Here is a 24,928-nt window from a genome sequence, read left to right as displayed (position 1 = left end):
GCCGAGGAGAAGACCATGAGACCCGCCACCCGACAGCCCGCGAGGTCACCAGCCGCCGCCGTTTTCGCCTCGGTCGCGGGGTGGTCGTTCGACCTTTTCGATCTGTTCCTGCTGCTCTATGTCGCGGGGCCGGTCAGCGAGAGTATCTTCCCGACATCCAATCCGACTCTCGGGATGGCCGCGGTGTTCGGCTCGTTCGCCGTCACCGTGGTCATGCGTCCCGCCGGTGCCGCGCTCTTCGGTGAAGTGGCCGACCGCGGAGGCCGCAAGAAGGCCATGGTCGTGGTGATGAGCGGCGTGGGCCTGACCACGGCGGCCATGGGGCTCGTGCCGAATTACTCCGCCGTCGGTGTGCTCGCTCCGGTCCTCTTTCTGACCCTCCGGGTGGCCCAGGGCCTGTTCGTCGGAGGCGTCACCGCGACCACGCACACCTTGGGCACGGAGAGCATCGGCCCGCGGTGGCGGGGCCTGATGAGCGGACTGATCGGGGCCGGCGGGGCGGGCCTGGGCGGGGCGCTGGCCAGCGTGGCGTACATCGGTGTCGCCGCGGCGTTTCCCGGTCCGGCCTTCGACGTCTGGGGCTGGCGGGTGCTGTTCTTCTGCGGGCTCGCCGGTGCGCTGTTGAGCCTGTTCGTCGCCAGGAGGGTCGAGGAGTCACCGGCCTGGGAGGGAAGTGACACCGGCCGGGCCCCCGAACCGGTGCCGTTCGGTGAACTCCTCCGCGGCGGTGGCAAGAAGATCCTCGCGCTGAACGTCGCCGTCGCGGCCGGTGGCGGGGCGCAGTACTACCTGACGTCGGGCTTCCTGCCCACCCTGCTCAGCGAGATCGTGCCCGTCACCGAACGGCAGCGCGGGCTGATCCTCCTGGTGTGCAGCGTGGCGGTGGTGGTCGCGGCGATCGGGGCGGGGGAGCTGAGCGAACGGATCGGCCGGCGCAGGACCATGCTGGGATTCGGGCTGTGCAACCTTCTCGCCCTGCCGGCCGTGGTGTGGGCCATCGCGGCGGCCGGGGGAGAGCGCGGCACCGTGGTCGCGGTGTTGTGCGTGCTCATGGTGATGCTGTCCAACGCGGCCTACGCGCCCCTGATGATCTTCCTGAACGAGCGGTATCCGACGGAGCTGCGAGCCCGGGGGACGGCGGTCAGCTGGAACCTGGGCTTCATGCTCGGCGGGCTCATGCCGACCTTCGTCAGCCTGCTCAGTCCCGATCTCACCGATGTGCCCTCGCGGCTGGTGTTCTTCCTGGCCGGGGCGAGCCTGGTGTTCGTCGTCACGCTCATCGCCGTTCCGGAAACCCGGGGCTCGGTGTCCTTCGACCGGCGGCCGGAACGGACCGAGCAGGTCGGCAGCGATCTGTGACGGGGTCCCGTCGCATGCGCGAGCGTTGACAGGATCTGAAATCTCGCCTAGCTTCCGATATATTGATCAACCGTCTTAAACATACGGTCCATTGAGCATGGTTGCGCCGCTTGCGAAGAGGTCGACGATGACCGGAACTTTCCACGCACGAATTCCCTACGAATCGCTGGACCCGCTGACCATCGGCGTCATGGACGATGAAAGCAACGTCCGCCGCGAGGAACTCGACCTCGACATCCCCGAGCGGAACCTGCTCGCGGCGATCTACCCCGACGAACCCCCCGCGGTGCGGAACACCACCGACGAGGCGCGGCGCGCACTGGCCAACCCGGTGGCCGGGCCGAGCCTGGCGCAGTTGCTCGAGGGCGGCCGGAGCATCACCGTCATCATCGACAACCAGTTCCGGCCCACCCCGGCCTCGAAGATCCTGCCGGCGGTCCTCGACGAGATCGAACGGGCCGGCACGACCAGAGCCACCGTCATCACCGGCAACGGCAAGGTCATATCGATGTCGCAGCGCGATATCGAGCAGAAGGTCGGCCGGGACAACCTCACCCGCATGGCCCGGCTGGGTATCCCGCTGCTCCAGAACGACCCCCTCAACTACGACGCCTACACCCACCTCGGCATCACCTCGCGGGGCACACCCGCATGGGTACATGAGTCCGTGACCAGCCACGACGTGGTGATCGCGATCGGACAGGCACAAGCCAATCACTGGGGTTACGGCGGAGGCGGCAAGCTGGTCATGCCAGGGGTGTGCGCCGACATCACCATCGAGGCCAACCACGGCAACTTCGTGATGTCGCCCCAGACGCACTACGGGGCACTGGCCGGACCGATGCGCTCGGACATCGACGAGATCGCCACGATGGCCGGCCTCACCGCGACCCTGGACGTCCTGCTCGACACCCGCGGCAAGGTGATCGAGATGAACTTCGGGGCACATCCGGTGTCGCACCGCAGGACCATCGAGCGGTTCAACGAGATCTACACCTTCGACAGCCCGGTGGCCGAAAGCGGTCCGGCCGACATCGTCATCTGCGGGGTGTTCGCCCCCACCGACCATCTGTTCTTCCACACCGGCTGGGGCTGCATGTCCGCCGACTACGTGGTGCGCGACGGCGGCACCATCATCTACACCAGCCCCTCGCCCGGTGTGCGGACCGAGACGGGCTTCTTCCCCGGCCTGGCGCTGATGGACCTGATGAAGCCCTATATGCCACCCTCCGAGGCCGGTTACCACCGGCTGCTGGGGGACATCCACGCCCGTGAGGTCCAGATGTGGGCGGGCTGCATCTGGGCCCCGATCTACGAGGTCATGGTGCGCAAGCACCTGACCCTGGTCACCCTCGAAGAGAACCTCGCCATGGCGGAGGACATCGGCATCGACGCCACCACCTCGCTGGACGCGGCGTTCGCCGCGGCGATGGAGCGCCATGGCCCCGACGCCAAGGTGGCGATCCTGCCCTTCGCCCGGTACCAGTTGCCCCGTGACCTGGTCCGGCTGGACGCCCAGCCCGTGCGCTTCCCGCAAGAGGCGCCGCGGTGAATCCGGACCGGCCACCCCGGTCACCGGTCCGGGGCTCGACCACCATCACGGAACTGATCGGGCGGCATCCTGACGGCTCCGCCACGCGGTTGCTGTCCGCGATAGGCGTGGGCTGTGTCTACTGCGGTGGAGCTCCGCGGGAGCCGATCACCCTGGCCGCCCGCCGTCATGGCCGTGATCCGGGGGCGTTTCTGCGGGTGTGTCAGGCGCTCGACGACGGATGGCCGTCGGACGAGTTGATCGCCGCCGCGAAGGCGAAGAAACCCAAGGAGGGCTGACCGTGCACACCACCACTCCGCTGGATGCCCTGACCGCGCGCATCGGCGCCGTCGGCAGTGCCGTCGTCGCCTTCTCGGGCGGCGTCGACTCGTCGCTGGTAGCGGCGGTGGCGGCGCGAGCGCTCGGGGAACGGGCGCTGGCCGTGACGGCCGTGTCGTCCGCGCTCGCCACCGGTGAGCTCGAGGGAGCGCGCGCCGTGGCCGCCTCGGTCGGTATCGCCCATGAAGCCGTCGACACCGCCGAGCTGGCCCGCGAGGGTTACCGCCGCAACGACCGTTTCCGTTGCTACCACTGCAAGTCCGAGCTCTACGACCGGCTGGACGAACTCGCCGCGCGGCGCGGCTACGCGGCGGTGCTGTCCGGCGCGAACGCCGACGACATCGGCGACTGGCGCCCGGGACTGCGCGCCGCGGCCGAGCACGGTGTACGGCATCCCCTGCTGGAGGCCGGTCTCGGCAAGGAAGCCGTCCGGGCGCTGGCCCGCGCCCTGGCCGTGCCCTCCGCCGAGAAGCCGGCCTCCCCGTGTCTGGCCTCCCGCGTCCCGTACGGCACGGCCGTCAGCGCTGCCACGCTCGAGCAGGTCGATCGGGCGGAGCTGGCGCTGAAGCGGCTCGGCTACCGGGTGCTGCGGGTGCGGCACCACGGCCGGCTCGGCAGGGTCCAGCTGGCCGCCGAAGAACTCGTCCGGGCGGGCGACCCCGGGGAGCGCGCCGCGGTGGTGGCGGCCGTGCGGGCCGTCGGCTACGACCAGGTGGAAATCGATGAACAGCCCTTCCGCTCCGGCTCGTTGAACCTGCCGATCACTCCGGTGGAGCGGAACCGGTGAGCGGGGCGGTCGGAGTCGGTGGTTACGCCCGGCTCGATATGGACCGCAGGACGCGAACGGGAGTACCGGAGGTGGTCTTCGGTACGGGCAAGCCACCCGAGCAGACGCTGCGGCTGCTGGCCGAGCTGCGGGCGCACGACCGCACCGGCCCGGCTCTGGCGACCCGCTGCCCCGAAGCGGTTCTCGACGCCGCGGCCGAGGCCTTTCCGGGCGAGGTGGTGAGCGTCGACCGGACGGCCGCGACGGTCACCGTAGGAGAGCCGCCACCACCGGCGGGGCATGCCCTGGTCCTGACCGCGGGCACGACCGACCTGCCGGTGGCCCGTGAATGCCTGGCCACGCTGACGGCACTGGGAGTCGGCGCCGAGGTGATGGCGGATGTCGGAGTGGCCGGACTGCACAGGCTGCTGGCGAAGCTGGACGACGTGCGCGCGGCGGACTGTCTCGTCGTCGTGGCCGGAATGGACGGAGCCCTGCCCAGCGTGGTCGCCGGCCTCGTCACGGCCCCGGTCGTCGGTGTGCCGACCAGCGTCGGTTACGGCGTGGCCACCGGGGGCGTCGCCGCCGCCATGACCATGCTGTCGTCCTGCAGCCCCGGGCTGGCCGTGGTCAACATCGACAATGGCTTCGGCGCCGCCGTGCATGTCGCGAAGATCCTCAAAGTGGCGTGCCGTGGCTGAGCGGGCCGTGAGCGAGCGAACCGCCTGCTGGATCGACGCCACGGCCGGACTGGCCGGCGACATGCTGATGGCCGCTCTCCTCGACGCGGGCGCGGACCAGGAGCGGGTCGCCGCCGCGGTGGCGTCGCTCGGTCTCGGCGTCGCCGTACGCGTCGCACCCGGGCGACGCGGGGGATTCCGCTGTCTGCGCGCCCAGGTCAGCGTCCCCGCGGGACCTCCGGCGCACCGACACCTGGACGGCGTCCTCGGGCTGGTCGAGTCGGCGGAGCTGGACGCGGACGCCAGAAGCTACGCCAGGCGGGTCTTCGAGGTGCTCGCACACGCCGAAGGCGGCGTGCACGGAATCGACCCCACGGCGGTGCATTTCCACGAGGTGGGGGCGCTCGACGCACTGGCCGACGTCGTGGGCTGCGCGGCGGCGCTGGACGACCTCGGGCTGCTCAGCGGACATCCCGTGGTGACGACCTCGCCACTGGCGACCGGAAGGGGCACCGTGCGCGCCGAGCACGGCCGGCTGCCGGTGCCCACCCCTGCGGTGCTGGGCATCGCCGCGCGAGCGGGCCTGCCGCTGACCGAGGGAGACCTGGAGGGGGAGCGCACGACCCCCACCGGGGCGGCCCTGGTCGCCGCGCTCGCCCGGCCCGGGGCGTTCCCCGCCATGACGGTGCGCGGCGTCGGCGTCGGTGGCGGTTCCCGGGACCCCGCCGACCGCCCCAACATCACCCGGGTCGTCGTGGGCACCGTCCAGGAGACCGTACGCAGGCCGTCCGGCGATGTACTCGTGGTCGAAGCCACGATCGACGACCTGGACCCGCAGCTGTGGCCGTCGGTGCTCACCGCCGTCCGGGCCGCCGGCGCCTGGGACTGCTGGACGAGCTCCATCACCGCCCGCCACGGCCGGCCCGGACAGGTCCTCACCGCCCTGTGCGACGAAGGCCTGCGGGAAGCCATCGTCGACACGGTGTTCCGCCACACCACCACGGTGGGCGTGCGCTGGTCGTCCTGGCAACGGGCCACCCTGCCCCGCCGGTCGGTGACCGTGGCCATCGGACCCGAGGGGCGACGGCAGCACATCGGCGTCAAGGTGTCCGAGGTCGGAGACGGAAGCCGTACGGTCAAACCGGAACTCTCCGATGTGGAATCGGCCGCCCGTGCCCTGGACCTGCCGGTACGTGTGGTGGTGGACCAGCTGATGACCGAGTTCCGGCGCCGGGGCGGGTGAAGCCGGTCCGGGAGGGGCTGTGATCGGTCAGTGGCGCTGGATCAGTGGGACGTCCTTGATGAACACGATCCCGTCGCTTCCCGCCAAGTGGGCCGGGTCGAGCGGGGAGTAGCCGAACCAGGGGGACACGCGGGGTGCGGGCCGTGTGTCGCCGAGGGCGGTGGCCAGCCCCGGGGCGTCGATGACGCAGCGGTCCTCCGGGAGCGCGTACAGGAGTCCCTCGACGGTGTCCGGTGGCGGAGTGTCCACTCCCTGGTGGCGGACCGTGCCCAGGGCCGTGGCCACGAAGGCGTACCCCTCGCCGAGCCGGGCACTCACCAGAGCGCCGGCGCTCCACCACTTCACCGGCCCCTGCCACATCCGCATCGTGCTCTCCTCCCGCTGGAGATGGGAGTTGTGGGCGTGGACGAGTGCCGGGCCCCGAGCGGCGATGGCGAGGAGGTTGTCGGCCATCATCTGGTCCCGCACGCCCACCAGCCGGGTCATACGGGCCGGTGAGGTGTCGGCCATCCAGGAGTGGTAGCGCAGCAGGCCGGTGGCGGTGCGCCCGTACAGGCGGGCCCGGTCCCAGTCCTCCCGCGAGGTCGCCGCGATCAGACGCGGCGTCTGCTCGTCGAGCAGCGCCACCAGATCGTCGGCGAGCAGCCGCAGTTCCCCGGCCTCCGCCGACCGCCCCACGGACCGGGCCGGGTCCATCATCGCGGCGGGATCGGTCCACCGGCCGTCCGTGCCGAGCAGGCCGTCGAGCGCTTCGGCGGTGCAGGGGAGCAGGCCCGCGTCCACCCGGTCCGCGAGGTAGCCGTGGAGCGCGGTGAGGGCCTGCCGGGGGCTCGCGGCGCCGGTGATCTCCAGCGGGCCGTCGAAACCGGCGAAGCGGAGCCGCTCGGAGGCGGGTCGGCCGTCGTTGTGGTCGCGCATCCAGCGCACGAGCTCGCGGTTGGCCCCGGAGGTGCCCCAGCCGTGGCTGAATCCGTGCTCCATGACCTCGTCGAGAGTGCCTGTTCCCGAGGTGACGTAGTCGTCCACGACCAGGCCCATCAGACAGTCGCTCTCGATGGTGATCGTCCGGTACCCCTCCTGCTCGACGAGCTGCCGGAAGAGCTCGTTGCGCACATGGAGCGGAGTGTCCTCGCCGTGGGTGGGCTCGCCCAGGGCGAGCAGCCGGGGCCGGGCCGGGAACAGCCGCATGACGGCGGCCGCCTCGACGGCATGGGCGGTGTGCGCGATGTCAGGAGCCATGCCATCAACGGTATCGTTGAACCTTCGGTGGAAACTTTCCCGCGAAAACGGCAGGCTCATGGGGCGAATCCTTCAAAGCGGTGTTCGGCTCAGGCCGATTGACCTGGCGCGTCGCCACGGCCTGTCCACGCAGGCGGTCAGGAACTACGAGGAGGCCGGGATCCTGCCGCCCGCCGGTCGCACCCCGACCGGCTACCGCACCTATACCTCGCTGCACGCGGGAGCCTTGCGCGCCTTTCTCGCCCTGGTGCCCGGCCACGGCCACCAGATGGCGACGTCGATCATGCGGGCGGTGAACAAGGGCGCGGTCGATGAGGCGTTCCGCCTCATCGACGAGAGCCACGTACAGCTCCTCGACGACCGGCGGACGCTTCAGACCGTGGAGAGCGCCCTCCGCGGCCTGCGACCCATCACGGCGTCCGGGCCCGGCACGGCGTCCGGAACCGGCACGGCGTCCGGGCACCCCGCGGCGTCCGGTCCCGGCGCCACGTTCATCGGCCCACTGGCGGAACGGCTCGGCATCCGGCCCGCGACGCTGCGCAAGTGGGAGCGCACCGGGCTGCTGCGCCCGCGCCGCGACCCGCTGACCGGGTACCGCGTCTACGACGAGGCAGACGTGCGGGACGCCCGGCTCGCCCACCAACTCAGGCGGGGCGGCTATCCGCTGGAGCAGATCGCCGCGCTCATCTCCCAGATGCGGGCGGCCGGTGGGCTCGAGCCGCTGGAGAGCGCGCTGCGCGACTGGCACGGCCGGCTGTCCGTTCGCGGGCGGGCGATGCTGACCGGGGCCGCCGAGCTGGAGGCGTACCTCCGCGAGTGCGGATGAGAGGATGTTGGCGCTGCGGTTGGGCGTCCCGCCATGGGTGGCACCTCTGGCGGCTCCCGCGGTGGATCTGTCCGGCGAGGCCGTACGCACCGTGTTGCCCGGACGCGCTCTCCTCCTGCGAGGAGGGCTTCCGCGGCACCTGTGAGACCAAGTTCTCGCCGGGAAGCCGATTTCACGCCGACACCATTCTCAACGAGCGGGAACGTGAAACCGGCACCTCCATGATGATCTGCGCCTCGGCCGGTGCGCGTCCCGTGTGCGCGCACCGCACGGCGGGGGCAGGGCCGGGAAACGGCGTGTTCCGGGTCCTGGCCTCGATGACAGGCGGTCGACGCCGCCCCCTGGACCGCCTGTATCCTGCTGATCATGCCGCCTGTCCCGTCCTCGCAGCCGGGCCGCGCGCCATCCGCCGGCCAGAGTGGTCTCCTCACCGAGCGCATCGCGCGTCAGCTGGAGCACGACATCCGCTCGGGTGCGTTCGCGGTCGGAGCCAAGCTGCCGTCCGAGCGCGAGCTGGCCGCTCAGTTCGGAGCCAGCCGGAACGTGGTGCGGGAGGCGTTGCAGCGGCTGGAGGCGCAGCAGCTGATCGAGGTCGCGCCCGGCCGCGGTTCCTTCGTACGCGAGCAGACGTCGGGGCAGGCCCGTGGGTACGACGCGCTGTACCGGGCGGGGCGTCCCACCGTGCGGCAGCTCATCGAGGCGCGGGTGCCGCTGGAGGTGGAGACGGTCCGGCTGGCGACGTTGCGGGCGACGGACGACGACCTCGCGGTAATGCGGGCCGCATATGTCGCGATGGCGTCCTCGTCGGACGTCGTCGCCAAGGCGAGGGCCGACCTGGATTTCCACGACGCCATCGCGACGGCGAGCGGCAACCCCGTGCTGCGGATCATGCTCTCGTCCATCAGCGGAATGATGTTCGAAATGATGCTGCGGTCGAACTCCGACCCTGCCATCGGCGAACCCGGAGTTCCGCACCACCCGGAGATCCTCGAGGCCATTGAGGCGCGCGACGCCGAGCTGGCCTGTCGGCGGATGCGGGAGCACCTGACGCTGGCCCTGCGCACGTACGGCGAGGACCTCGACGTCCAGGTGGATGTCATGGCGCGGCACCACATCGAAGCCCTCCTCTCCGGTCCCGAGCGCCGCGTGCAGAGCTAGTCACCGCGGGCGGGACGACCGCTCAAGGGGCTGGTCAACGCCGTCGTCGCTCTGTTACGGTCCCACCGCGCCCCAAACTGGTCCTACCAGTTGGACCGGCTCCCGAAATATGCGGGATGTGCGGGGTGCGTCACCACTGAAGGAACGATGACGATGACGTCAACGCCCGTACCGCTCATGAACCGGCGTTCCGTCGGCCGCATGGCGCTCGGGGCCGCGGCCGGTGGTCTCCTGAGCGCCTGCGGGTCCCCCCAGGGCCCTCCGTCGGCCGACACACCCCTGCGGATCATGGCGATCAACCACGTGTGGTCGCAGGCCATCCGCCGCCGTATGCCGGAATTCGAGGACCGGATCGGCCGCCGGGTGTCGATGAGCCTCCTGACCGCCGACCAATTGACGAGCAGCTACAACGTCAAGCTCAACGCATCCGGCACCGACGTGGACGTGATGATGATCCGCGCCCTGCAGGACCAGATGCTCTTCGCCCGCAACAGGTGGCTGACCGACCTGACCGGGCGCGTCCGCGGTGACCGCACGTTCGACTGGCAGGACTTCCAGAAGGCCCCCCGCACCACCTCCGTGACACAGGGGCGGATCGTGAGCGTCCCCGTGGTGACCGAACGACCGGTGCTGTACTACCGCAAGGACCTCGCCGAGAGCGTCGGAGGCCCGCCGCGCACGCTGGAGTCACTGATGGAGGCGTCACTGCGGCTGACCGACCGGGGCGGGAAACGATACGGCTACGTGGGGCGCGGCCAGCGCAACGGTGCGGTGTCCCAGTGGTCGAGCTTCCTGTTCTCCTACGGAGGGGACTTCTCCGCCGCGGGCCGGTCGGCCATCGCGACACCGAAGGCGGTTGCCGCGTACCGCTACTACGGCGATCTCCTCCACAAGGCGGGTCCGCCCGGGGCCACCAACATGAGCCTGGAGCAGGCCCTGCCCATCTTCGCCCAGGGGAAGGCCGCCTTCTTCATCGACGCCGACGCGGTCTACACCAGCATCCTCGACCCGAAGGTGTCCGTGGTGCGCGACACGGTCGGCTTCGCGCCCTTCCCCGCCGGACCGGCAGGCGCCCGGCCCTACAACATTCCCTCCTGGAGCCTGGCCATCAACAAGTTCTCACGGTTGCAGGACGACGCCTGGGCCTTCATCCGCTGGGCGGCCGGCCCCCGGATGTCGGCCGAGCTCCAGGCCGCGGGCATCCCGGGGGCCCGTTCCTCGGCATGGCGGGACTCCCGAACCCAGGGTGCCTTCCCCTCCGACCTGGCCGACGCGATGCGGGTCAACGCGGAACGCGGGATCGGACACGACCGGCCGCAAGTCCTCCAGGTGGGCCGGGCCCGGGACATCGTCGGACGCCCGCTGGTGGCCGGAATCCTCGGTGAAGCCGTGGAACCCGTCGCACGCGACGCGGACGCGGAGTTCTCCGATTTCCTCGTCCGCGACAACCGGCACCAGGAGTCGTGATGCCCTCCACCCGGACCACCGTCGAACGACGGCACACCGGCACCGCGGCGGCCACGGGCCGGGGCCCGGCGCAGCCCGCCCGCTCCGTCGAAGCCACCGGCCGGCGACTGAAGTGGGCGATGCTCGCCCCCGCTCTGCTCTTCGTCGCCCTCATGATCGTCTTCCCGCTGGCCTTCACCATCAATCTGAGCCTGACCGACGCCTTCGGCGCCGTGAACGCCGGACACCCCTACGTGGGCCTGCGCAACTTCGCCGACCTCCTGAGCGACAGCCGGCGCTTCTGGCCCGCCGTCCAGCGCACGGTGGTCTTCACCATCGGCGCCGTCGTCCTGGAGACCGTCCTGGGTCTGGCGCTGGCCATGCTGCTGCGCCACCCGTTCCGCGGCATGCGGTGGATCCGCACCATGCTGCTCATCCCCCTGCTCACCACACCCGTCGCCATCGGCATCCTCTGGCTTCTCATCCTCGATCCGACCAACGGCATCGCCAACCACCTGCTGAGCGAGGCCGGTCTGCCCCGCATGGAGTTCCTGGGCTCGGTCGGACAGTCCCTGCCGACCCTCATGCTCATCGACGTCTGGCAGTGGACCCCCATGATGACCCTGCTGCTGCTCGCCGGCCTGACCACACTTCCCACGGAACCCGAAGAAGCGGCACTGGTCGACGGCGCCGGACCCTGGCAGCGCTTCCGCCACGTCATCCTGCCGATGCTCGCCCCTGCCCTGAGCGCCGCTCTCGTTCTGCGAGCCGTGGACGCCCTCAAGACCTTCGACATCCTCTACGCCACCAAGGGTCCCGGCGGCGGCTCCGACTTCGAGGCCGAAACCCTCAACGTCTATGCCTACGGGCTCACCTTCGACTACCAGGAATACGGGCTCGCCGCGGCCCTCGTCGCCCTGTTCACCCTCGTCATCGTGGCCACCGTGGTGCTGCTGCGCCGCGGGGCAGGAAAGAAGGACGCATGACCGCCACCGCCCGACGCGGCCGCAGGGCCCTCTCCTGGCTGCGAGGCGCCACCATCGGCGTCGTCATGCTGTTCTTCGCCCTGCCCATGGTGTGGATGTTCGCGGCGGCGTTCAAGACCAATGTCCAGGTCACCGACCCCGGCGTGGGCCTGTGGTTCTCGCCCACCCTGGAGAACTTCCGCAGCATCCTCCACGACGGACAGGTCATCACCTCGATGGGCAACTCACTGCTCGTCGGCGTCGTCTCCACGGCGCTGTCCGCGCTGCTCGCCGTGCCCGCGGCCTGGGCGGTCGGGCGGTTCCGTATGCATCGCACCGGCTCGCTGATCCTCGTGGCCCGCATCGTGCCGGCCATCTCGCTCCTGGTGCCCTGGTACTACCTGTTCGCGCGGCTGGGCCTGGTCGGCTCCTACACCGTGCTCGTCCTCAGCCAGATGTTCGTCTCCGTGCCGCTCATCATGTGGATCATGATCAGCTTCTTCGCCGGACTGCCGATCGAACTGGAGGAGGCCGCGCGCACCGACGGGCTCTCGGCGTTCGGTGCCTTCTGGCGCATCACGCTGCCACTCGCGGCTCCGGGCACCGCCACCGCATGTCTGCTGGCGTTCGTCTTCAGCTGGAACAACTTCATGTTCGCGCTGGTCTTCGCCGACGACCGCACGCAGACCGTGCCGGTGACCTTGTTCAACTTCATCTCCTACGCCAGCACCGACTGGGGCGGTCTGATGGCCGCCGCCACCCTCATCACCGTTCCCGTGGTCGTGGCGGCGATCCTCGGCCAGAAATACCTGGTGGCCGGACTGACCTCCGGTGCCTCCAAGGGCTGAGGCGCCGGAGCGCCACCGCCACCGAACCTCCCACGACAAGCAGCCGGCCCACCGGCTCCAGAAAGAGACCACGCATGAAAATCGTCGACGCGAAGGTCGTCGTCACCCGCCCCGGCCGCAACTTCGTCACCCTCAAGCTGACGACCGACGACGGACTGACCGGCCTCGGCGACGCCACTCTCAACGGACGGGAGCTCGCGGTCGTCAGCTATCTGCGGGATCACATCGCCCCGTTGCTGATCGGGCTCGACCCGCACCGCATCGAGGACACCTGGCAGTACCTGTACCGCGGCGCGTACTGGCGCAGGGGACCGGTGACCATGGCGGCCATCGCCGCCGTAGACGTCGCGCTGTGGGACATCAAGGGCAAGGTGGCGGGGCTGCCGCTCTACCAGCTCCTCGGCGGGGCGAGCCGTGACCGGCTGTTGGCCTACGGACACGCCAGTGGCCAGGACACCCCGGAGCTGCTGGACTCCGTCCGGGCCCGGCTCGCCGAGGGGTACCGGGCCGTGCGGATCCAGACCGGTATCCCCGGCCTCAAGGCCGTCTACGGAGTCCACACCAAAGGCGCCGACTCGGCACCCGTCCCGCACCAGCAGGCCCGTCCGCTGGTCGAGGACTGGGACACCCGCTCCTATCTGAGCCACATGCCCGGGGTCTTCGAAGCCGTACGCCATGAATTCGGCCCCGAACTCCCCCTCCTGCACGACGCCCACCACCGGCTGACCCCGCTGCAAGCCGCCCAGCTGGGCAAGGACCTCGAGCCCTATCGCCTGTTCTGGATGGAGGACTGCACGCCCGCGGAGAACCAGGCCGCCCTGCGCCTGGTCCGGCAACACACCACGACCCCGCTCGCCATCGGCGAGGTCTTCAACACGGTCCACGACTATCACACCCTGCTCACCGAGCAACTGATCGACTACGTGCGCTCGGCCGTCACCCATTTCGGCGGAGTCACCCCGTTGAGGAAACTCTTCGACCTGGCCGCCGTCCACCAGATCAAGAGCGCCGTGCACGGCCCGGAGGACATCTCACCAGTGGGCATGGCAGCGGCACTCCACCTCGATCTGGCGATCCACAACTTCGGTATCCAGGAGTACTCCGGACACAGCCCACTGGCGGGTGAGGTGTTCCAGCACGCTTACACCTTCGCCGACGGCCACCTGCATCCTGGCGAGGCGCCGGGGATCGGTGTGGACATGGACGAGAGCCTGGCGGAGAAGTACCCGTATGAGGCGGCCTACCTCCCCGTCAACCGGCTGCATGACGGCACCGTTCACGACTGGTGAAAAGCGACTGTGCGTCCCGGGCCGGCGTTCATGATCCGACTCAACGCCTCGACGGCTAGGCCAGTTCGACACTGATAAGGCTGCGCAAAACGCTACGCAGGTGAGTCGGCATGTCGATGGCGTCGGGGCTCAGGAGCCACTGGACCTGTAGGCCGTCGATGAGGGCGATGAGGTTCGCGGCCAGAGTTGAAGGATCCACATGAGGCCGCAGCAGCTCACGATGCGCCAGATCATCGATGGCCAGCTGCATCTGGCGGCGAGCACGTTCGTAACGCGCGATGAAGTACGGCCGCGCCGGATGATCCGCGGCCGTTGCCTCGCTCGACAGGACGGCGAACAGGCTCACGATGACCGGGTTGGCCTGGTTGTGTGCGACCAGGCGGATCATGCCGGCGAAGTACACAAGCCCGTCGTGGCCCGCCCCGCCCGACGGGAAGAAGTGCTCCTCGTCCTGGAGCTCGCGCTGCTCCAGCACTGCCTCGAGGAGGGATTCCTTCGTCGGGAAGTGGTGCAGGAGGCCTGCGCGTGAGACGCCGCAGGCCGCCGCCAGCTGAACCATGCTCGCGTTGCGGTAACCCACCTGCCCAAACGCCGTGAACGCGGCCTCGATGATCTGGGCGCGCCGCCTCTCCCCCTTGGGGTAGTTACGGGAAACCCCGCTCTGTCGCGCCGATGCTGCCGCTTTTGCCATGACAAAATCTAACCACCCCTAGAAACCGACAGCCCTGTCGGTATTCTGTATCTGTCACCGTGCCGGTCGAAACGGCCGGGGCCTCATGCTCCGCACGTTGAGGGGAACCCGCGCATGTCCACACCGCAGCTGTCGCTCCAGCTCTACTCCGCCCGCCAAGTGCTCGAGACCGACGAGGAAGGCACCCTTGCCCGCCTCGCCGAACTGGGGCTGCGCAATGTCGAGGTGTTCGACTTCGTGCGTCGCGCGAAGGAACTCTCGGACACGCTCGGACGCCACGGCCTGTCGGCGCGCACGGGGCACGCCAACTTCCTGTCTCCCGAGATCGCGCAGGTGAAGGACACCTTTGCCGAGACGCTCGAGAAGACGTTCGCAGCAGCTCGGCAGCTGGGCCTTGAGACGGTGATCGACCCGTTCGTGCCCGCCGCCCGGTGGGCCGAAGAGGAGGAGATCGCTCGGACCGCGGAGCTCCTCAACGAGGCGGCCGAAGCCGCCGCGGACTACGGCCTGCGCGTTGGCTATCACAACCACTCGCAGGAGTTCGTCCACAGCATCAACGGCTCCAACGCCTTTGATCTCTTCGTCAGTCGTCTTGATCCGGCGGTCAGCCTTGAGATCGATATCTATTGGGCCGCGGCCGGAGGCAAGGACGTTGTGTCGCTTTTGCGGCGTCTCGGCTCACGGGTGCAGGCACTGCATGTCAAGGACGGCGCCATCATCGACGACCCGTTCTCCTCTGACACTCCGTTCGATCCCGCGCGGACGGGCCAGGTCGCACCGGGCCAGGGCGAGGTTCCGCTGGATGCGGCGCTGGCCGCGGCCTCCGATGCCAAGTTCGCCATCATCGAGTTCGACTACTACGACGGCGACATCTTCGAAGGCATCGAGGCGGGCGTCAGCTACCTGAGCAAGAGGGGGATTGTCTGATGGCCGCGCACAGCCCGGTCGGCATCGGCATCGTCGGCGCCGGCAACATCAGCGACGAGTACCTGACCAACCTCAGGAAGTTCCCCGATATATGCCTCGTGATCGTCGGTGACCTCGATATCGCGCGTGCCGAGGCTCAGGCACGCAAGTACGGGGTGGGGGAGTGGGGAACGACGCAAGACGTCCTGACGCACAGCGATGTCGACATCGTCGTCAACCTGACCATCCCCGCTGCGCATGCGGAGATCAGCTCGGCTGCCGTCGTCGCGGGCAAGCATGTTTGGTCCGAAAAGCCCATCGCTATCGACCGGTCCAGTGCTCGGACGCTCCTCGACGAAGCGGCCGCAGCCGGCCTGCGGGTCGGCGTCGCTCCTGACACCGTCTTGGGCCCCGGTGTGCAGACCGCCCGCAGGGCAATCGTCCGAGGGGATATCGGAACCCCGCTGTCCGCGCAGACCGTCATGCAGTCCGCGGGTCCGGACGCCTGGCACCCCAGCCCCGAATTCCTCTTCGCCCAAGGCGCGGGCCCCCTCTTCGACATGGGGCCCTACTACATCACCGCCCTGGTCAGCTTGTTCGGCTCCGTGGTCCGAGTCTCGGCCGTGGGCTCCACCGGCCGCGCCGTCCGCACCATCAAGACCGGCGACCGAGCCGGCACGGAATTCGCCGTCGGGGTGCCCACACACGTATCGGCTCTCGCTCAGTTCGACAACGGCGGCGTGAGCCAGAGCATCTTCAGCTTTGACTCGCCCCTCACCCGCACCGGGGTTGTCGAGATCACCGGCACTGAAGGCACTCTCATCCTCCCGGACCCCAACTACTTCGCCGGCGACGTGAAAATCACCCGCGCCCCCTCGTCGGACGGCGAGGCCGAGTGGGAGACCGTCAAGCCGGTCGGGATCGAAGCGGGCCGAGGGCTGGGCGTCCTCGACATGGCTCGAGCCATCCGCGGTCAGCAGCCCCACATCGCTACCGGTGACCTGGGCTACCACGTGCTGGATACATTGATGTCCATCGACGAGTCCGTCGCTTCGGGAGAGACGGTCCACGTCGGCAGCAGGGTCGACGCGATCCTGCTCGTGCCTGAGGGCCGCGACCCGTATGAGGCGACCCTGTGACCGGACCCGTCCGGTCCGGCTTCATCGGGGGCGGCTTCATGGCAGCAGCGCACACCCGAGCCGGCCGAGCCGACCGCGCGCACTTGACGGCACTCGCGAGCTCTACACCTGAGCGAGGAAAGCAGGCTGCACACGACCTCGGCGTCGCACGATCCGAGCCGGATGCCCAAGTCGCTCGCCGCATCGACCGACCTGGACGTCATCCACATCTGTAGCCCCACATCCGAAGCCTCAACCGGCTCCACGCCGAACACACCCTTGGGCTCCGTGAGGTATCGCAGATCCTGCTGCGAGCCCCCCACCCAACTCAAGCCAAAAGGGGTAATCGAATGCGAGTTTTGACGAGGGGGCTCGTCAGTACCATTGCCGTCGTTGGTATTGCCGCGGGAAGCCTGGCGGGGGCGGGCGTAAGCTTCGCGGCGTCCGCGTCGGTCTCGAAGCCGGCGGTGAATGCTGAGGCGGTCAATCCGCTGGCCGTGAACAACTTGGGCCTGAACACGACCGAGGCCAAGAACATCCAGTGCTGGCTGCGGGGCTATGGCTACACCGGCGCGATCGACGGGGTCTTCGGATCGGGGTCGCAGGCAGCGTTCAAACGGATGGCTGCGGAGGACTATCCCGGCTGCTGAGGTGAGTGGCCACCGCGACTAGACGACAGCGGGGCCGGACAGGACCACCCGTCCGGCCCCGCTGTACGTCCGTGCGCTGCTGGGAGATTTGAGGAACGGCGCGGTCACTTCCGTTCTTCCGCATGCCTCCGGGGCGCCGATCGGGTCGCCGGAGGCCAGTGATACACCGCCGACGACGCGGTAGGTGACTGCCGCCTTGCCGGTCGGCGACCAGATCACACCCTTCTCGCGCCGCAGCGCGAAGTAGCCGAGCGAGTCGCGGTCGCCGTGTTTTGCGAAAGTCCCCGCAGCCGCTGCTCGTCCTCTCGGCGAGCGGGCCAACGGCCCGCCGCGAGCGGAAAGCCGTGGCCTCCAGCAGTCGGCGGCGCGTCTCCTGTCCGCGCGCACGGCGGCCGTCGGATGTGGAGGGGGCGCGGGGCGGCGACTGACGCGTCGTACCGCCCAGTCCGGACGGCTCGGTACGCAGGGGCGAGCGCGGCGGCCGGCGGCACGTAGGGCCCAGCCCGGCCGAAGTGGCCGTGCAGGACCTGAGTGCCCGGGAGGTCGGCATGCCGACGAACGCCGACGAGACGGTCTCAGGTGACGCAAGCCAGCCTCTCACGAGACATCGCTGTCTCAATCAAGCTATGATTGTCGCATGACTCTTGACCGCAACGACGTGTTGCGCGAAGCCGCCGCCCTGCTCACCCGCAGGGCCACCGCCTCGATGGACGACATCGCCAAGGCGGCGGGGATCAGCCGCGCCACGCTCCACCGACACTTCGCCGGGCGCGACGCGCTCATCCGGGCACTGGAGGAGCTGGGTATCGAGCGGTCCGAGGCGGCACTGGACACGGCCCACATCGAGGAGGGCGACGCGGTCGAGGCGCTGCGCCGGCTCGTGGCGGCCCTTCAGCCGGTCTCCGGCTTCCTCGCCTTTCTCTATGGCGAGAACCAGCTCTTCGAGGGGGAGGAGGTCAACGCGGGCTGGGCGCGGCTCGACGCCCGCCTGACCGCGCTCTTCCGGCGCGGCCAGGAGCAGGGGAACTTCCGCGTCGACCTGACGCCGGTGTGGCTGGCAGAGGCCCTGTACGGGCTGATGGCGTCGGCCGCGTGGGGCGTCTACGACGGGCGGCTCGCCGCCAAGGACGTGGAGTACATGGTGCTGGAGCTGCTGCTCGGCGGCGCGCGGCGGGGGAGCGGTAACGCATGAGCGGGAGCCCCGTCCAGGTCAGCGAAGAGAGCGCGGAGGCGGAGGCGCGGCCCGGCCGCTGGCTGGCGCTCGCCGTGCTCGTCCTCGCCGTCCTCCTGGTCGCCGTCGACGCGACCGTCCTGGGGCTGGCGACCCCGTTCCTGAGCGAGGATCTCGGGCCCTCCGGCACCCAGCTGCTGTGGATCGGCGACATATATTCCTTCGTCATCGCGGGCCTGCTGGTCTCCATGGGCGGCCTCGGCGACCGTATCGGCCGCAAGAAGCTGCTGCTCGGCGGCTCGGTGGCCTTCGGAGCCGTATCCGCGCTGACGGCGTACGCGCAGAGCGCGGAGATGATGATCGGCGCGCGGGCGCTGCTCGGCGTCGCCGGCGCGACCCTCATGCCCTCCACCCTCGCCCTCATCCGCAACCTCTTCCAGGACCCCCGGGAGCGCAGCCTGGCCGTCGGCCTCTGGGGTGCGACGGCCTCGGCGGGCATGGCCGTCGGCCCGGTCCTCGGCGGCTTCCTGCTGGAACACTTCTGGTGGGGCTCGGTCTTCCTGATCAACCTCCCCGTCATGGTGCTTCTCGTGCTCGTCGGGGCGAAGCTGCTCCCCGAGTCGCGTGACCCGGCGCCCGGACCGTGGGACCTGCCCAGCGTGCTGCTCTCCCTCGTCGGCATGGTCGCCGTCGTCTACGCGGTCAAGGAGGCGGCGGTGTACGGAGTGCGCGGGGACATCGCGGCCACGGGCATGGTCGGGGTGCTGGCCCTGGGGTGGTTCGTACGGCGGCAGCTGACGCTCCCCGCCCCCCTGCTGGACATGCGGCTCTTCCGGCACCGGGGGTTCTCGGGTGCGGTCCTCGCCGACCTGTTCACCGTCCTCGGCCTCTCCGGGCTGGTCTTCTTCCTGTCGCAGTACCTGCAACTGGTGCAGGGCCGGGACCCGCTGGAGGCCGGACTCGCCGAACTCCCCACGGCGGTCGGGGCCGTGGTGGCAGGGCTGCTGGCGGGACACGCCGCCCGCCGCTTCTCCGTGCGGGCGGTGGTCTCCGGCGGTCTGGCGGCGATCGGGCTCGCCCTCGCCGCTCTCGTCTGGCTGCGCACCGATACCGGGTACCCGCTCCTCGGAGCGGTGCTGCTGGTGGTCGGTGTCGGCGCGGGCCTCGCGTTCACCGTCACCGCGGATGTGATCCTCTCCACCGTGCCGAAGAACCAGGCAGGAGCCGCGTCCGCGGTGTCGGAGACCGCGTACGAGCTGGGCGCGGCGCTCGGTATCGCCGTGCTCGGCTCCATCGTGACCGGTGTCTACCGCGGCTTCACCCCGCCGGTGGGGGTGCCGGGCCCGGTGGCCGAGCGGGCGGACGACTCGATCGGCGGCGCCGTCGAGGCGGCCGCCGGGCTGCCGTCCGAGACGGGCACGGCCCTGCTGGCCACGGCGCGGGACGCGTTCGTCGACGGCCTGCGGATCGCGGCCGGCGTCGGTGCGGGCGTACTCCTGGCGACCGCGGTGGCGGCGTGGTTCCTGCTGCGCCGTCAGCGACTGGACGGCTAGACCAGGCCGGTCCTCGCGGAACAGCACGGGCAGCTCTGTCCGGTTCGTACCGTCGGCCGCTCAGGCGCGCCGCAGCGTCGCGGTGGCGATCTCCAGGAAGTCGCGCAGCAGTTGGTTCTCGCGCCGGTCCGTGGCGACGGCCAGGCAGGTCTCGGCCCCTGGGGCGTCCGTGACGGGAAGGTGGACGAGGTCGGGGCGGGAGTAGGAGCGCGCGGCGCTCATGGAGATGAGCGCGATACCGTGCCCGGTGGCGATGAGCTCGAACTTCTCCTCGATGGAAGACATCGGCCGTGTCGTCGCGGTGATCATCTTCTCGCCGTCGAGGTCGGCGGAGGTGAGCTTCTCGCGGCGCGCCAGCGGGTGGGTCGCGGGCATGCAGGCGACCCTGGGCTCGTGGCCGATGGGGATGGTGCGCAACCCCGAGGCGTCGAAAGGCTGTCGCAGGTACGCGACCTGGGCCCGGCCGTCCCGGAGCGGCGCGTCCGCTTGCCACCAGTGGGCCGGGACGACATCGGTCTCGACGTCCGGGTAGCGCGAGGTGAAGGCACGGATCGCGGCCGACACACGCAGCCCGGGGGAGAAGGCGACAACGAGGCGCTGGGCGCCCCGTTCGGCGTCGTGTACGCGCCGCACCGCCGCGGCGACCGTCCCGAGGATCCGCTGCGCCTCCTCGTGAAGCTGTTTCCCGGCAGCGGTCAGCTCCACGCTGCGGGTGGTCCGTACGAGCAGGGCACACTCCAACTCCTCCTCGAACGCCTTGATTTGACGGCTGAGGACCGGCTGGGCGATGAAGAGCTGTTCCGCGGCCCGGCCGAAGTGCCGGTGCTCGGCCACCGCGGCGAAATAGCGGAGCTTGCGCAGATCGAGATCCATGCCCTCAAGGTATCAATCGCCGGGAAAGGTATTGGACGCTACAGGGCGCCCGCCCCGAGACTCACAACATGATCGTCATTACCGCTCCCACCGGCCAGATCGGCAGCCGGGTCATGGGAATCCTGCTCAACGAGGCCCCCGAGCGCGGCGAAGAACTGCGTGTCATCGTGCGCGACCCGGGGAAACTCCCCGACGCCGTCCGCGCCCGCGTCGACGTCGTCACCGGCTCGCACGGCGACGCCGAGGTCGTCGACCGGGCCTTCGCCGGCGCGGACGCCGTCTTCTGGCTGGTCCCGCCGCACCCGCGGGCGCCGAGTCTGGACGCCGCCTACTCCGGGTTCACCCGCGCCGCCGCGAAGGCGTTCACGGCCCACGGGGTCGGACATGTCGTCGGCGTCTCGGCGCTCGGCCGCGGCACTCCCGCCGCCGGCCGCGCCGGGCATGTGACGGCGTCGCTGGCCATGGACGACCTCATCGCGGGCACCGGCGTGGCCTACCGGGCGCTCGCCTGCCCCAGCTTCATGGACAACCTGCTGCGGCAGGTGGCCTCGATCCGCGACGACGGCGTGTTCACCGACACCGCCGCCGCCGACCGCACGGCACCGACGGCCGCCACCGGAGACATCGCCGCGGCCGCCGCCGGCCTGCTGCTCGACCGCTCGTGGACGGGGACGGGCGAGGTCCCGGTGCTGGGCCCCGAGGACCTTTCGGCGAACGACATGGCGCGCGTCATGTCCGAGGTGCTCGGCCGTCCGATCCGCTACCGGCGGCAGTCGCTGGAGGACCTCCGCGCCGCGTTCACCGGGCGCGGCGTCGGCGACGCCATCGTGCAGGGCTACGTCGACATGATGCGATCCAAGGACGACGGCATCGACGGGGGCGTGCCGCGCACCCCCGAGACCGCCAGTCCGACGACCTTCCGCCAGTGGTGCGAAGAGGTCCTCAAGCCGGCGGTCCAGGCATGAACACTCCCAAGACCGCTCTCATCATCGGCGCGTCCCGCACCCTTGGCCTCGGCCTCGCCACCGAGTACGCCCGGCGCGGCTGGAACGTCATCGGTACGGTCCGGGGCGAGCGGCGCACCGGCCTCCACGACCTGGCCGAGGCGTCCGGCGGCCGGGTCACGGTCGAGTCGATGGACATGACAAAATCGGACGAGGTCGCCGCGCTGCGCGAGCGCCTGGCGGAGCACACGCTCGACCTGCTGTTCGTCAACGCCGCCATCACCAGGGGCAACATTCCGATCGGCGACGTTCCGACGGAGATGTTCACCGAGGTCATGGTCACGAACGCGCTCAGCCCGATGCGTGTGGTCGAGTCCCTCCGCTCGCTGGTCGCCCCGACCGGGACCATCGGCGTCATGTCCTCGCGCCAGGGCAGTCTCGGCCTGAACACCAAGGGCGGCCAGGACGTCTACCGCGCCAGCAAGTCCGCGCTGAACCAGCTGATGCGCAGCTACGCCGCCCGGTACGCCGAGGCCGCGCACACGCTGCTGCTCATGTGCCCCGGCCACGTCCGCACCGAACTCGGCGGACCGCACGCACCGCTGACCATCGATCAGTCCATCCCGGGCGTGGTGGACACGATCGACCGCCACAGCGGCGAACCGGGCCTGCGATTCCTCAACCACCAGGACCAGCCCGTGCCCTGGTAGCCCTGGTAGCCGAGGTGGCCCTGGTGGCAGCCGTTCGGCCCGGGTGCGGTCGGCGCACCCGGGCTCTTCCCTCAGCCGCCCCGCATCCGCTCGTACAGGCCCGGGTCGTGGGCGCAGATGATCGTCAGGTCGGGTTCCGCGCGCCGGTGCAGCTCACCGAGGCGGGCGTGGTTGGCGCGGACCTGTTTCAGGTCGTACGCGACGGCCGCCTCCATGGCGCGGAGGGCCACGGGCACGGGGGCACGGCCGTCGAGAGTGCCGGGGTGGTAGAAGGCGTCGCCGGCGTGCAGGATCCAGCGGGTGCCGGTGTCGACCGCGACGCAGGCGTGGCCGCGGGTGTGGCCGGGGAGGGAGACCAGGACGATGCCGGGCGCGACGGAGTCGAGCTCCTTGGCGGCCGCGAACCCGCGCCACGCCTCGCCGTCCGGGCGGTGTTCGACGACGCTCGGGCCGTGGGCCCACTGGGCGGGGCGGAAGCGGAGACGTTCCCGCCAGGAGGGGGCGTGGATCGCGCCGTGTGCCTCGGCCGCGGTGATGTGGACGGTGGCGTGCGGAAAGTCGGCGAGGCCGCCGATGTGGTCGGCGTCGAAGTGGGTGAGGACGATGTGGCGGACGTCGTCGCGGCGGAAGCCGAGCCGCTCGACCTGGCGGGCGGCGGTTTCCTCGGGGTCCAGGGCCGGTTTGACGTAGTGGCGGGCCGGGCCCACACGGCGGCCGTGGGTGGCGATGTCCAGGAGGCCGAAGCCGGAGTCGACGAGCACAAGCCCCTGTGCGTCCGTCTCGAGGAGGAGGACGTGGCAGACCAGCCGCGGTCCGCCGCGCAGGTGCATGGTGCCGCAGTTGAGGTGGTGGACCTTCACGACAGGTCCGCCTTCGGCGTGTTGACGAGGGCCGGGTCCGGGGCGCCGCCGGCTTCCTTGAGGAGTCCGCGCAGACAGCGAACGGCCAGCGGCCAGTTGCGCGGATCGCGCAGGTTCAGGCCGCCGATCAGCTGTTTCAGCAGCGTGAGGCTGTCGAAGTAGATCCGCTCGCAGACGAGGCTCTCGCCGCCGTTTCCGTCGTCGTCGAAGATGAAGTACGCGGTCATGCGGACACGGAAGCGGTTTCCGGTGGGCGGGATCGCGCCCAGCGGGCCGAGGTGGGTGCCCAGCAGCCAGAATTCGACGATCACGGCGTCGCCGCTGTGGCGCAGGGCGATGATCTCGTGGTTCTGGTCGGGGAAGGCGCGGCGGCTGTCGCGGTAGTAGCCGCGTACGGCCGTGCCGCCGTCGTGGACCGTCATGGTGGGGATCAGTTCGTAGCGCGGATGCGGGAAGGTGGCCAGGACGTCGTCCCACTCCTGGCGGACCTCGTCATGGAAGTGGTCCAGGACCAGCTGCTGGCGGGACGCGAGGATCTCGTCGCTGATCACGGTCGTCATCGGTGGGTCACTGCCTTGTGGGTGAAGGTGGGGCCGGTGCCGGGGTTGGTCCAGGCGGCGGTCAGCTCGCTGGAGGGGAAGAACTGCAGGAAGCGGGGGTCGGCCTGGGCGCGGTCGACGAGCGTCTTCTCGATGATGAGCGAGTTGTACTGCTCGGCCGTCGTCTCGATGGTGTTGGCGTTCAGTACGACCTCCTGCTGCCAGGCGCGAGCCCAGCGGGCGATGCCGGGCATGCGGGAGTGCTCGGGGGTCAGGCATTCGGCGGCGATGGCGTTCTCACTCGACGCCCAGATGCCGCTGGAGGTGTTCAGCAGGAGGGTCTGGTTGCCCAGCACATGGCCGGGGGTGGAGATGACCGCGACACCGGGGCCGAGGAGCAGCGAGCCGTCGACGGCGAGAAAGGCCTCGGGCCGGACATCCCGATAGGCCTCGGGCTGGTACCAGGGCCGCTGAAGCGGGTGGAGCTCGGACATGGCCAGCAGTTCATGCCGTTGCACGATCACCTTGGCGCGGGGGAACGCGGGCTCGACCGGACCGTCGCCGAAGTCCGGCTGGGGTGTGCTGGTGCCGATCCACCGGCGCAGGTCCTGGGTGTGCAGATGGTCGAAGAGGAGATAGTCGACGTCCTCGGGCGCGATGCCGAGCCGGGCCAGATGCCCGAGGACGGTGCCGTGTTCGGTGACCATCAGGGATCGCACCGGGCCGGGTGTGCGGCGGGCCAGCGCGGCGAAGTACGGGGTGTTGCGGCCGAGTTGGACATCGCTCGGCTCGAACAGGAGCACCCGCCGCCGTCCGTCGCTCTCGGTCCAGCGGATGACGAGCATGCGGTTGGTGATGGCGAGGAACGGGGCGATGGCCCGGGAGGCGCGGAAGAGGCCGAATCTCGTCGGATAGGGCAGGGTCACCAGGTCGCAGGTGGTGACGGTGTCCGGGGTACCGGTCGCCGCGAATTCGGTACGCAGCTCCTCCGCTCGCCTGCGGGCCCACCCGAGCTGTGCGCCGTAGCCGCCGGGTATGTCCGCGAGGCCGCCGAGGGTGGTGATCGGGGTGCCGAGCGTGGGCATGTCGAGGACGTCGGTGTCCTGCCAGGCGAGTTCCATCGATCGAGTCCTTCTTCCCTGGTCAGCTCGTGAACCCAGTGCGATCGCCCACAGTGACACTTGCACTGCAAGTCTTGTGCGCCGGAACGCTAGACTTGCGGCG

General features: G+C 70.0%; 25 protein-coding genes and 1 pseudogene. 19 read left to right on the top strand and 7 right to left on the bottom strand.

What is annotated here, in order from left to right:
* The first annotated feature begins 15 nt into the window (after positions 1–15).
* The 6 genes from JK364_RS01755 (at position 16) to larC (ending at position 5,918) form a co-directional block, all read left to right on the top strand.
* Positions 16–1,359, top strand: coding sequence for an MFS transporter (locus JK364_RS01755; RefSeq protein ID WP_201846753.1), 1,344 nt, complete (start codon positions 16–18; stop codon positions 1,357–1,359).
* Positions 1,360–1,486: 127 nt separating this feature from the next.
* Positions 1,487–2,911 carry a lactate racemase domain-containing protein gene (locus JK364_RS01750; protein ID WP_201846752.1) on the top strand — a complete coding sequence of 475 codons (1,425 nt, stop codon included), beginning with the start codon at positions 1,487–1,489 and terminating at the stop codon, positions 2,909–2,911.
* Positions 2,908–3,189: a hypothetical protein gene (locus JK364_RS01745; RefSeq protein ID WP_201846751.1), complete on the top strand. Its 282-nt coding sequence runs from the start codon at positions 2,908–2,910 to the stop codon at positions 3,187–3,189. The genes JK364_RS01750 and JK364_RS01745 overlap by 4 nt, the downstream gene beginning before the upstream one ends.
* A gap of 2 nt (positions 3,190–3,191) precedes the next feature.
* Entirely contained in the window at positions 3,192–4,016 is an 825-nt protein-coding gene (gene larE / locus JK364_RS01740) for an ATP-dependent sacrificial sulfur transferase LarE (protein WP_201846750.1), read from the top strand.
* On the top strand, positions 4,013–4,696 hold the full coding sequence (gene larB / locus JK364_RS01735; protein WP_307841127.1) for a nickel pincer cofactor biosynthesis protein LarB: 684 nt from the start codon (positions 4,013–4,015) through the stop codon (positions 4,694–4,696). Before larE ends, larB begins: the two co-directional genes overlap by 4 nt.
* A gap of 7 nt (positions 4,697–4,703) precedes the next feature.
* Positions 4,704–5,918 (top strand): nickel pincer cofactor biosynthesis protein LarC, encoded by a 1,215-nt coding sequence (larC, locus tag JK364_RS01730; protein ID WP_307841126.1) that lies wholly within the window; start codon positions 4,704–4,706, stop codon positions 5,916–5,918.
* Between the two features lie 27 nt (positions 5,919–5,945).
* On the opposite strand, the gene JK364_RS01725 is transcribed toward larC, so the two are convergent.
* A complete protein-coding gene (locus tag JK364_RS01725; protein ID WP_201846748.1) occupies positions 5,946–7,157 on the bottom strand; it encodes an erythromycin esterase family protein in 1,212 nt (403 codons plus the stop codon).
* 58 nt (positions 7,158–7,215) lie between these two features.
* Between JK364_RS01725 and JK364_RS01720 the strand changes: the two genes are divergently transcribed.
* The 6 genes from JK364_RS01720 to manD all read left to right on the top strand — a co-directional run bounded on the left by JK364_RS01720 (position 7,216) and on the right by manD (position 13,689).
* Positions 7,216–7,983, top strand: a complete 768-nt coding sequence (locus JK364_RS01720) for a TioE family transcriptional regulator (protein ID WP_201846746.1) — start codon at positions 7,216–7,218, stop codon at positions 7,981–7,983.
* Between the two features lie 366 nt (positions 7,984–8,349).
* Positions 8,350–9,141 (top strand): FadR/GntR family transcriptional regulator, encoded by a 792-nt coding sequence (locus JK364_RS01715; RefSeq protein ID WP_201846744.1) that lies wholly within the window; start codon positions 8,350–8,352, stop codon positions 9,139–9,141.
* Positions 9,142–9,288: 147 nt separating this feature from the next.
* Positions 9,289–10,608 carry an ABC transporter substrate-binding protein gene (locus tag JK364_RS01710; RefSeq protein ID WP_201846742.1) on the top strand — a complete coding sequence of 440 codons (1,320 nt, stop codon included), beginning with the start codon at positions 9,289–9,291 and terminating at the stop codon, positions 10,606–10,608.
* Complete coding sequence (locus JK364_RS01705; RefSeq protein WP_201846741.1) at positions 10,608–11,573, top strand: carbohydrate ABC transporter permease; 966 nt, start codon at positions 10,608–10,610, stop codon at positions 11,571–11,573. Before JK364_RS01710 ends, JK364_RS01705 begins: the two co-directional genes overlap by 1 nt.
* A complete protein-coding gene (locus JK364_RS01700; protein ID WP_201846739.1) occupies positions 11,570–12,400 on the top strand; it encodes a carbohydrate ABC transporter permease in 831 nt (276 codons plus the stop codon). The genes JK364_RS01705 and JK364_RS01700 overlap by 4 nt, the downstream gene beginning before the upstream one ends.
* A 74-nt stretch (positions 12,401–12,474) precedes the next feature.
* Positions 12,475–13,689 (top strand): D-mannonate dehydratase ManD, encoded by a 1,215-nt coding sequence (gene manD, locus JK364_RS01695; RefSeq protein WP_201846737.1) that lies wholly within the window; start codon positions 12,475–12,477, stop codon positions 13,687–13,689.
* A gap of 55 nt (positions 13,690–13,744) precedes the next feature.
* Here manD and JK364_RS01690 read toward each other — a convergent pair whose 3' ends face one another.
* Complete coding sequence (locus tag JK364_RS01690; RefSeq protein WP_201846735.1) at positions 13,745–14,380, bottom strand: TetR/AcrR family transcriptional regulator; 636 nt, start codon at positions 14,378–14,380, stop codon at positions 13,745–13,747.
* Positions 14,381–14,494: 114 nt separating this feature from the next.
* Between JK364_RS01690 and JK364_RS01685 the strand changes: the two genes are divergently transcribed.
* The 3 genes from JK364_RS01685 (at position 14,495) to JK364_RS01675 (ending at position 17,054) form a co-directional block, all read left to right on the top strand.
* Positions 14,495–15,307, top strand: coding sequence for a sugar phosphate isomerase/epimerase family protein (locus tag JK364_RS01685; protein WP_201846733.1), 813 nt, complete (start codon positions 14,495–14,497; stop codon positions 15,305–15,307).
* Positions 15,307–16,425, top strand: coding sequence for a Gfo/Idh/MocA family protein (locus JK364_RS01680; RefSeq protein WP_201846731.1), 1,119 nt, complete (start codon positions 15,307–15,309; stop codon positions 16,423–16,425). Before JK364_RS01685 ends, JK364_RS01680 begins: the two co-directional genes overlap by 1 nt.
* 329 nt (positions 16,426–16,754) lie before the next feature.
* On the top strand, positions 16,755–17,054 hold the full coding sequence (locus JK364_RS01675; RefSeq protein WP_201846729.1) for a peptidoglycan-binding domain-containing protein: 300 nt from the start codon (positions 16,755–16,757) through the stop codon (positions 17,052–17,054).
* A gap of 123 nt (positions 17,055–17,177) precedes the next feature.
* Here the strand turns inward: JK364_RS01675 and JK364_RS01670 are convergent.
* Positions 17,178–17,397 (bottom strand): annotated as a pseudogene (locus JK364_RS01670) (phosphatidylglycerol lysyltransferase domain-containing protein); the annotation flags it as partial.
* Positions 17,398–17,691: 294 nt separating this feature from the next.
* Here JK364_RS01670 and JK364_RS01665 point away from each other — a divergent pair.
* On the top strand, positions 17,692–18,246 hold the full coding sequence (locus JK364_RS01665; protein WP_201846727.1) for a TetR/AcrR family transcriptional regulator: 555 nt from the start codon (positions 17,692–17,694) through the stop codon (positions 18,244–18,246).
* Positions 18,243–19,778, top strand: a complete 1,536-nt coding sequence (locus tag JK364_RS01660) for an MFS transporter (protein WP_201846724.1) — start codon at positions 18,243–18,245, stop codon at positions 19,776–19,778. Before JK364_RS01665 ends, JK364_RS01660 begins: the two co-directional genes overlap by 4 nt.
* Positions 19,779–19,838: 60 nt before the next feature.
* Here JK364_RS01660 and JK364_RS01655 read toward each other — a convergent pair whose 3' ends face one another.
* Positions 19,839–20,651, bottom strand: a complete 813-nt coding sequence (locus tag JK364_RS01655) for a LysR family transcriptional regulator (protein WP_201846722.1) — start codon at positions 20,649–20,651, stop codon at positions 19,839–19,841.
* 68 nt (positions 20,652–20,719) lie between these two features.
* Between JK364_RS01655 and JK364_RS01650 the strand changes: the two genes are divergently transcribed.
* The gene (locus JK364_RS01650; protein WP_201846720.1) at positions 20,720–21,616 is read left to right on the top strand and encodes an NAD(P)H-binding protein; all 897 of its coding nucleotides are present in this window, start codon (positions 20,720–20,722) and stop codon (positions 21,614–21,616) included.
* Positions 21,613–22,305: an SDR family NAD(P)-dependent oxidoreductase gene (locus tag JK364_RS01645; protein ID WP_201846718.1), complete on the top strand. Its 693-nt coding sequence runs from the start codon at positions 21,613–21,615 to the stop codon at positions 22,303–22,305. Before JK364_RS01650 ends, JK364_RS01645 begins: the two co-directional genes overlap by 4 nt.
* A gap of 71 nt (positions 22,306–22,376) precedes the next feature.
* On the opposite strand, the gene JK364_RS01640 is transcribed toward JK364_RS01645, so the two are convergent.
* Genes JK364_RS01640 through JK364_RS01630 form a run of 3 tightly spaced genes read right to left on the bottom strand, consistent with a single transcriptional unit; the run spans position 22,377 to position 24,825 of the window.
* Entirely contained in the window at positions 22,377–23,165 is a 789-nt protein-coding gene (locus JK364_RS01640; protein ID WP_201846716.1) for an MBL fold metallo-hydrolase, read from the bottom strand.
* Entirely contained in the window at positions 23,162–23,725 is a 564-nt protein-coding gene (locus JK364_RS01635) for an ester cyclase (protein WP_230991260.1), read from the bottom strand. Before JK364_RS01635 ends, JK364_RS01640 begins: the two co-directional genes overlap by 4 nt.
* Entirely contained in the window at positions 23,722–24,825 is a 1,104-nt protein-coding gene (locus JK364_RS01630) for an MBL fold metallo-hydrolase (protein WP_201846714.1), read from the bottom strand. The genes JK364_RS01635 and JK364_RS01630 overlap by 4 nt, the downstream gene beginning before the upstream one ends.
* Positions 24,826–24,928 lie beyond the last annotated feature (103 nt).

This window comes from Streptomyces endocoffeicus, from assembly GCF_016741935.1.
Lineage (GTDB): Bacteria > Actinomycetota > Actinomycetes > Streptomycetales > Streptomycetaceae > Streptomyces > Streptomyces endocoffeicus.
This window is presented reverse-complemented; position numbering and strand designations above follow the sequence as displayed.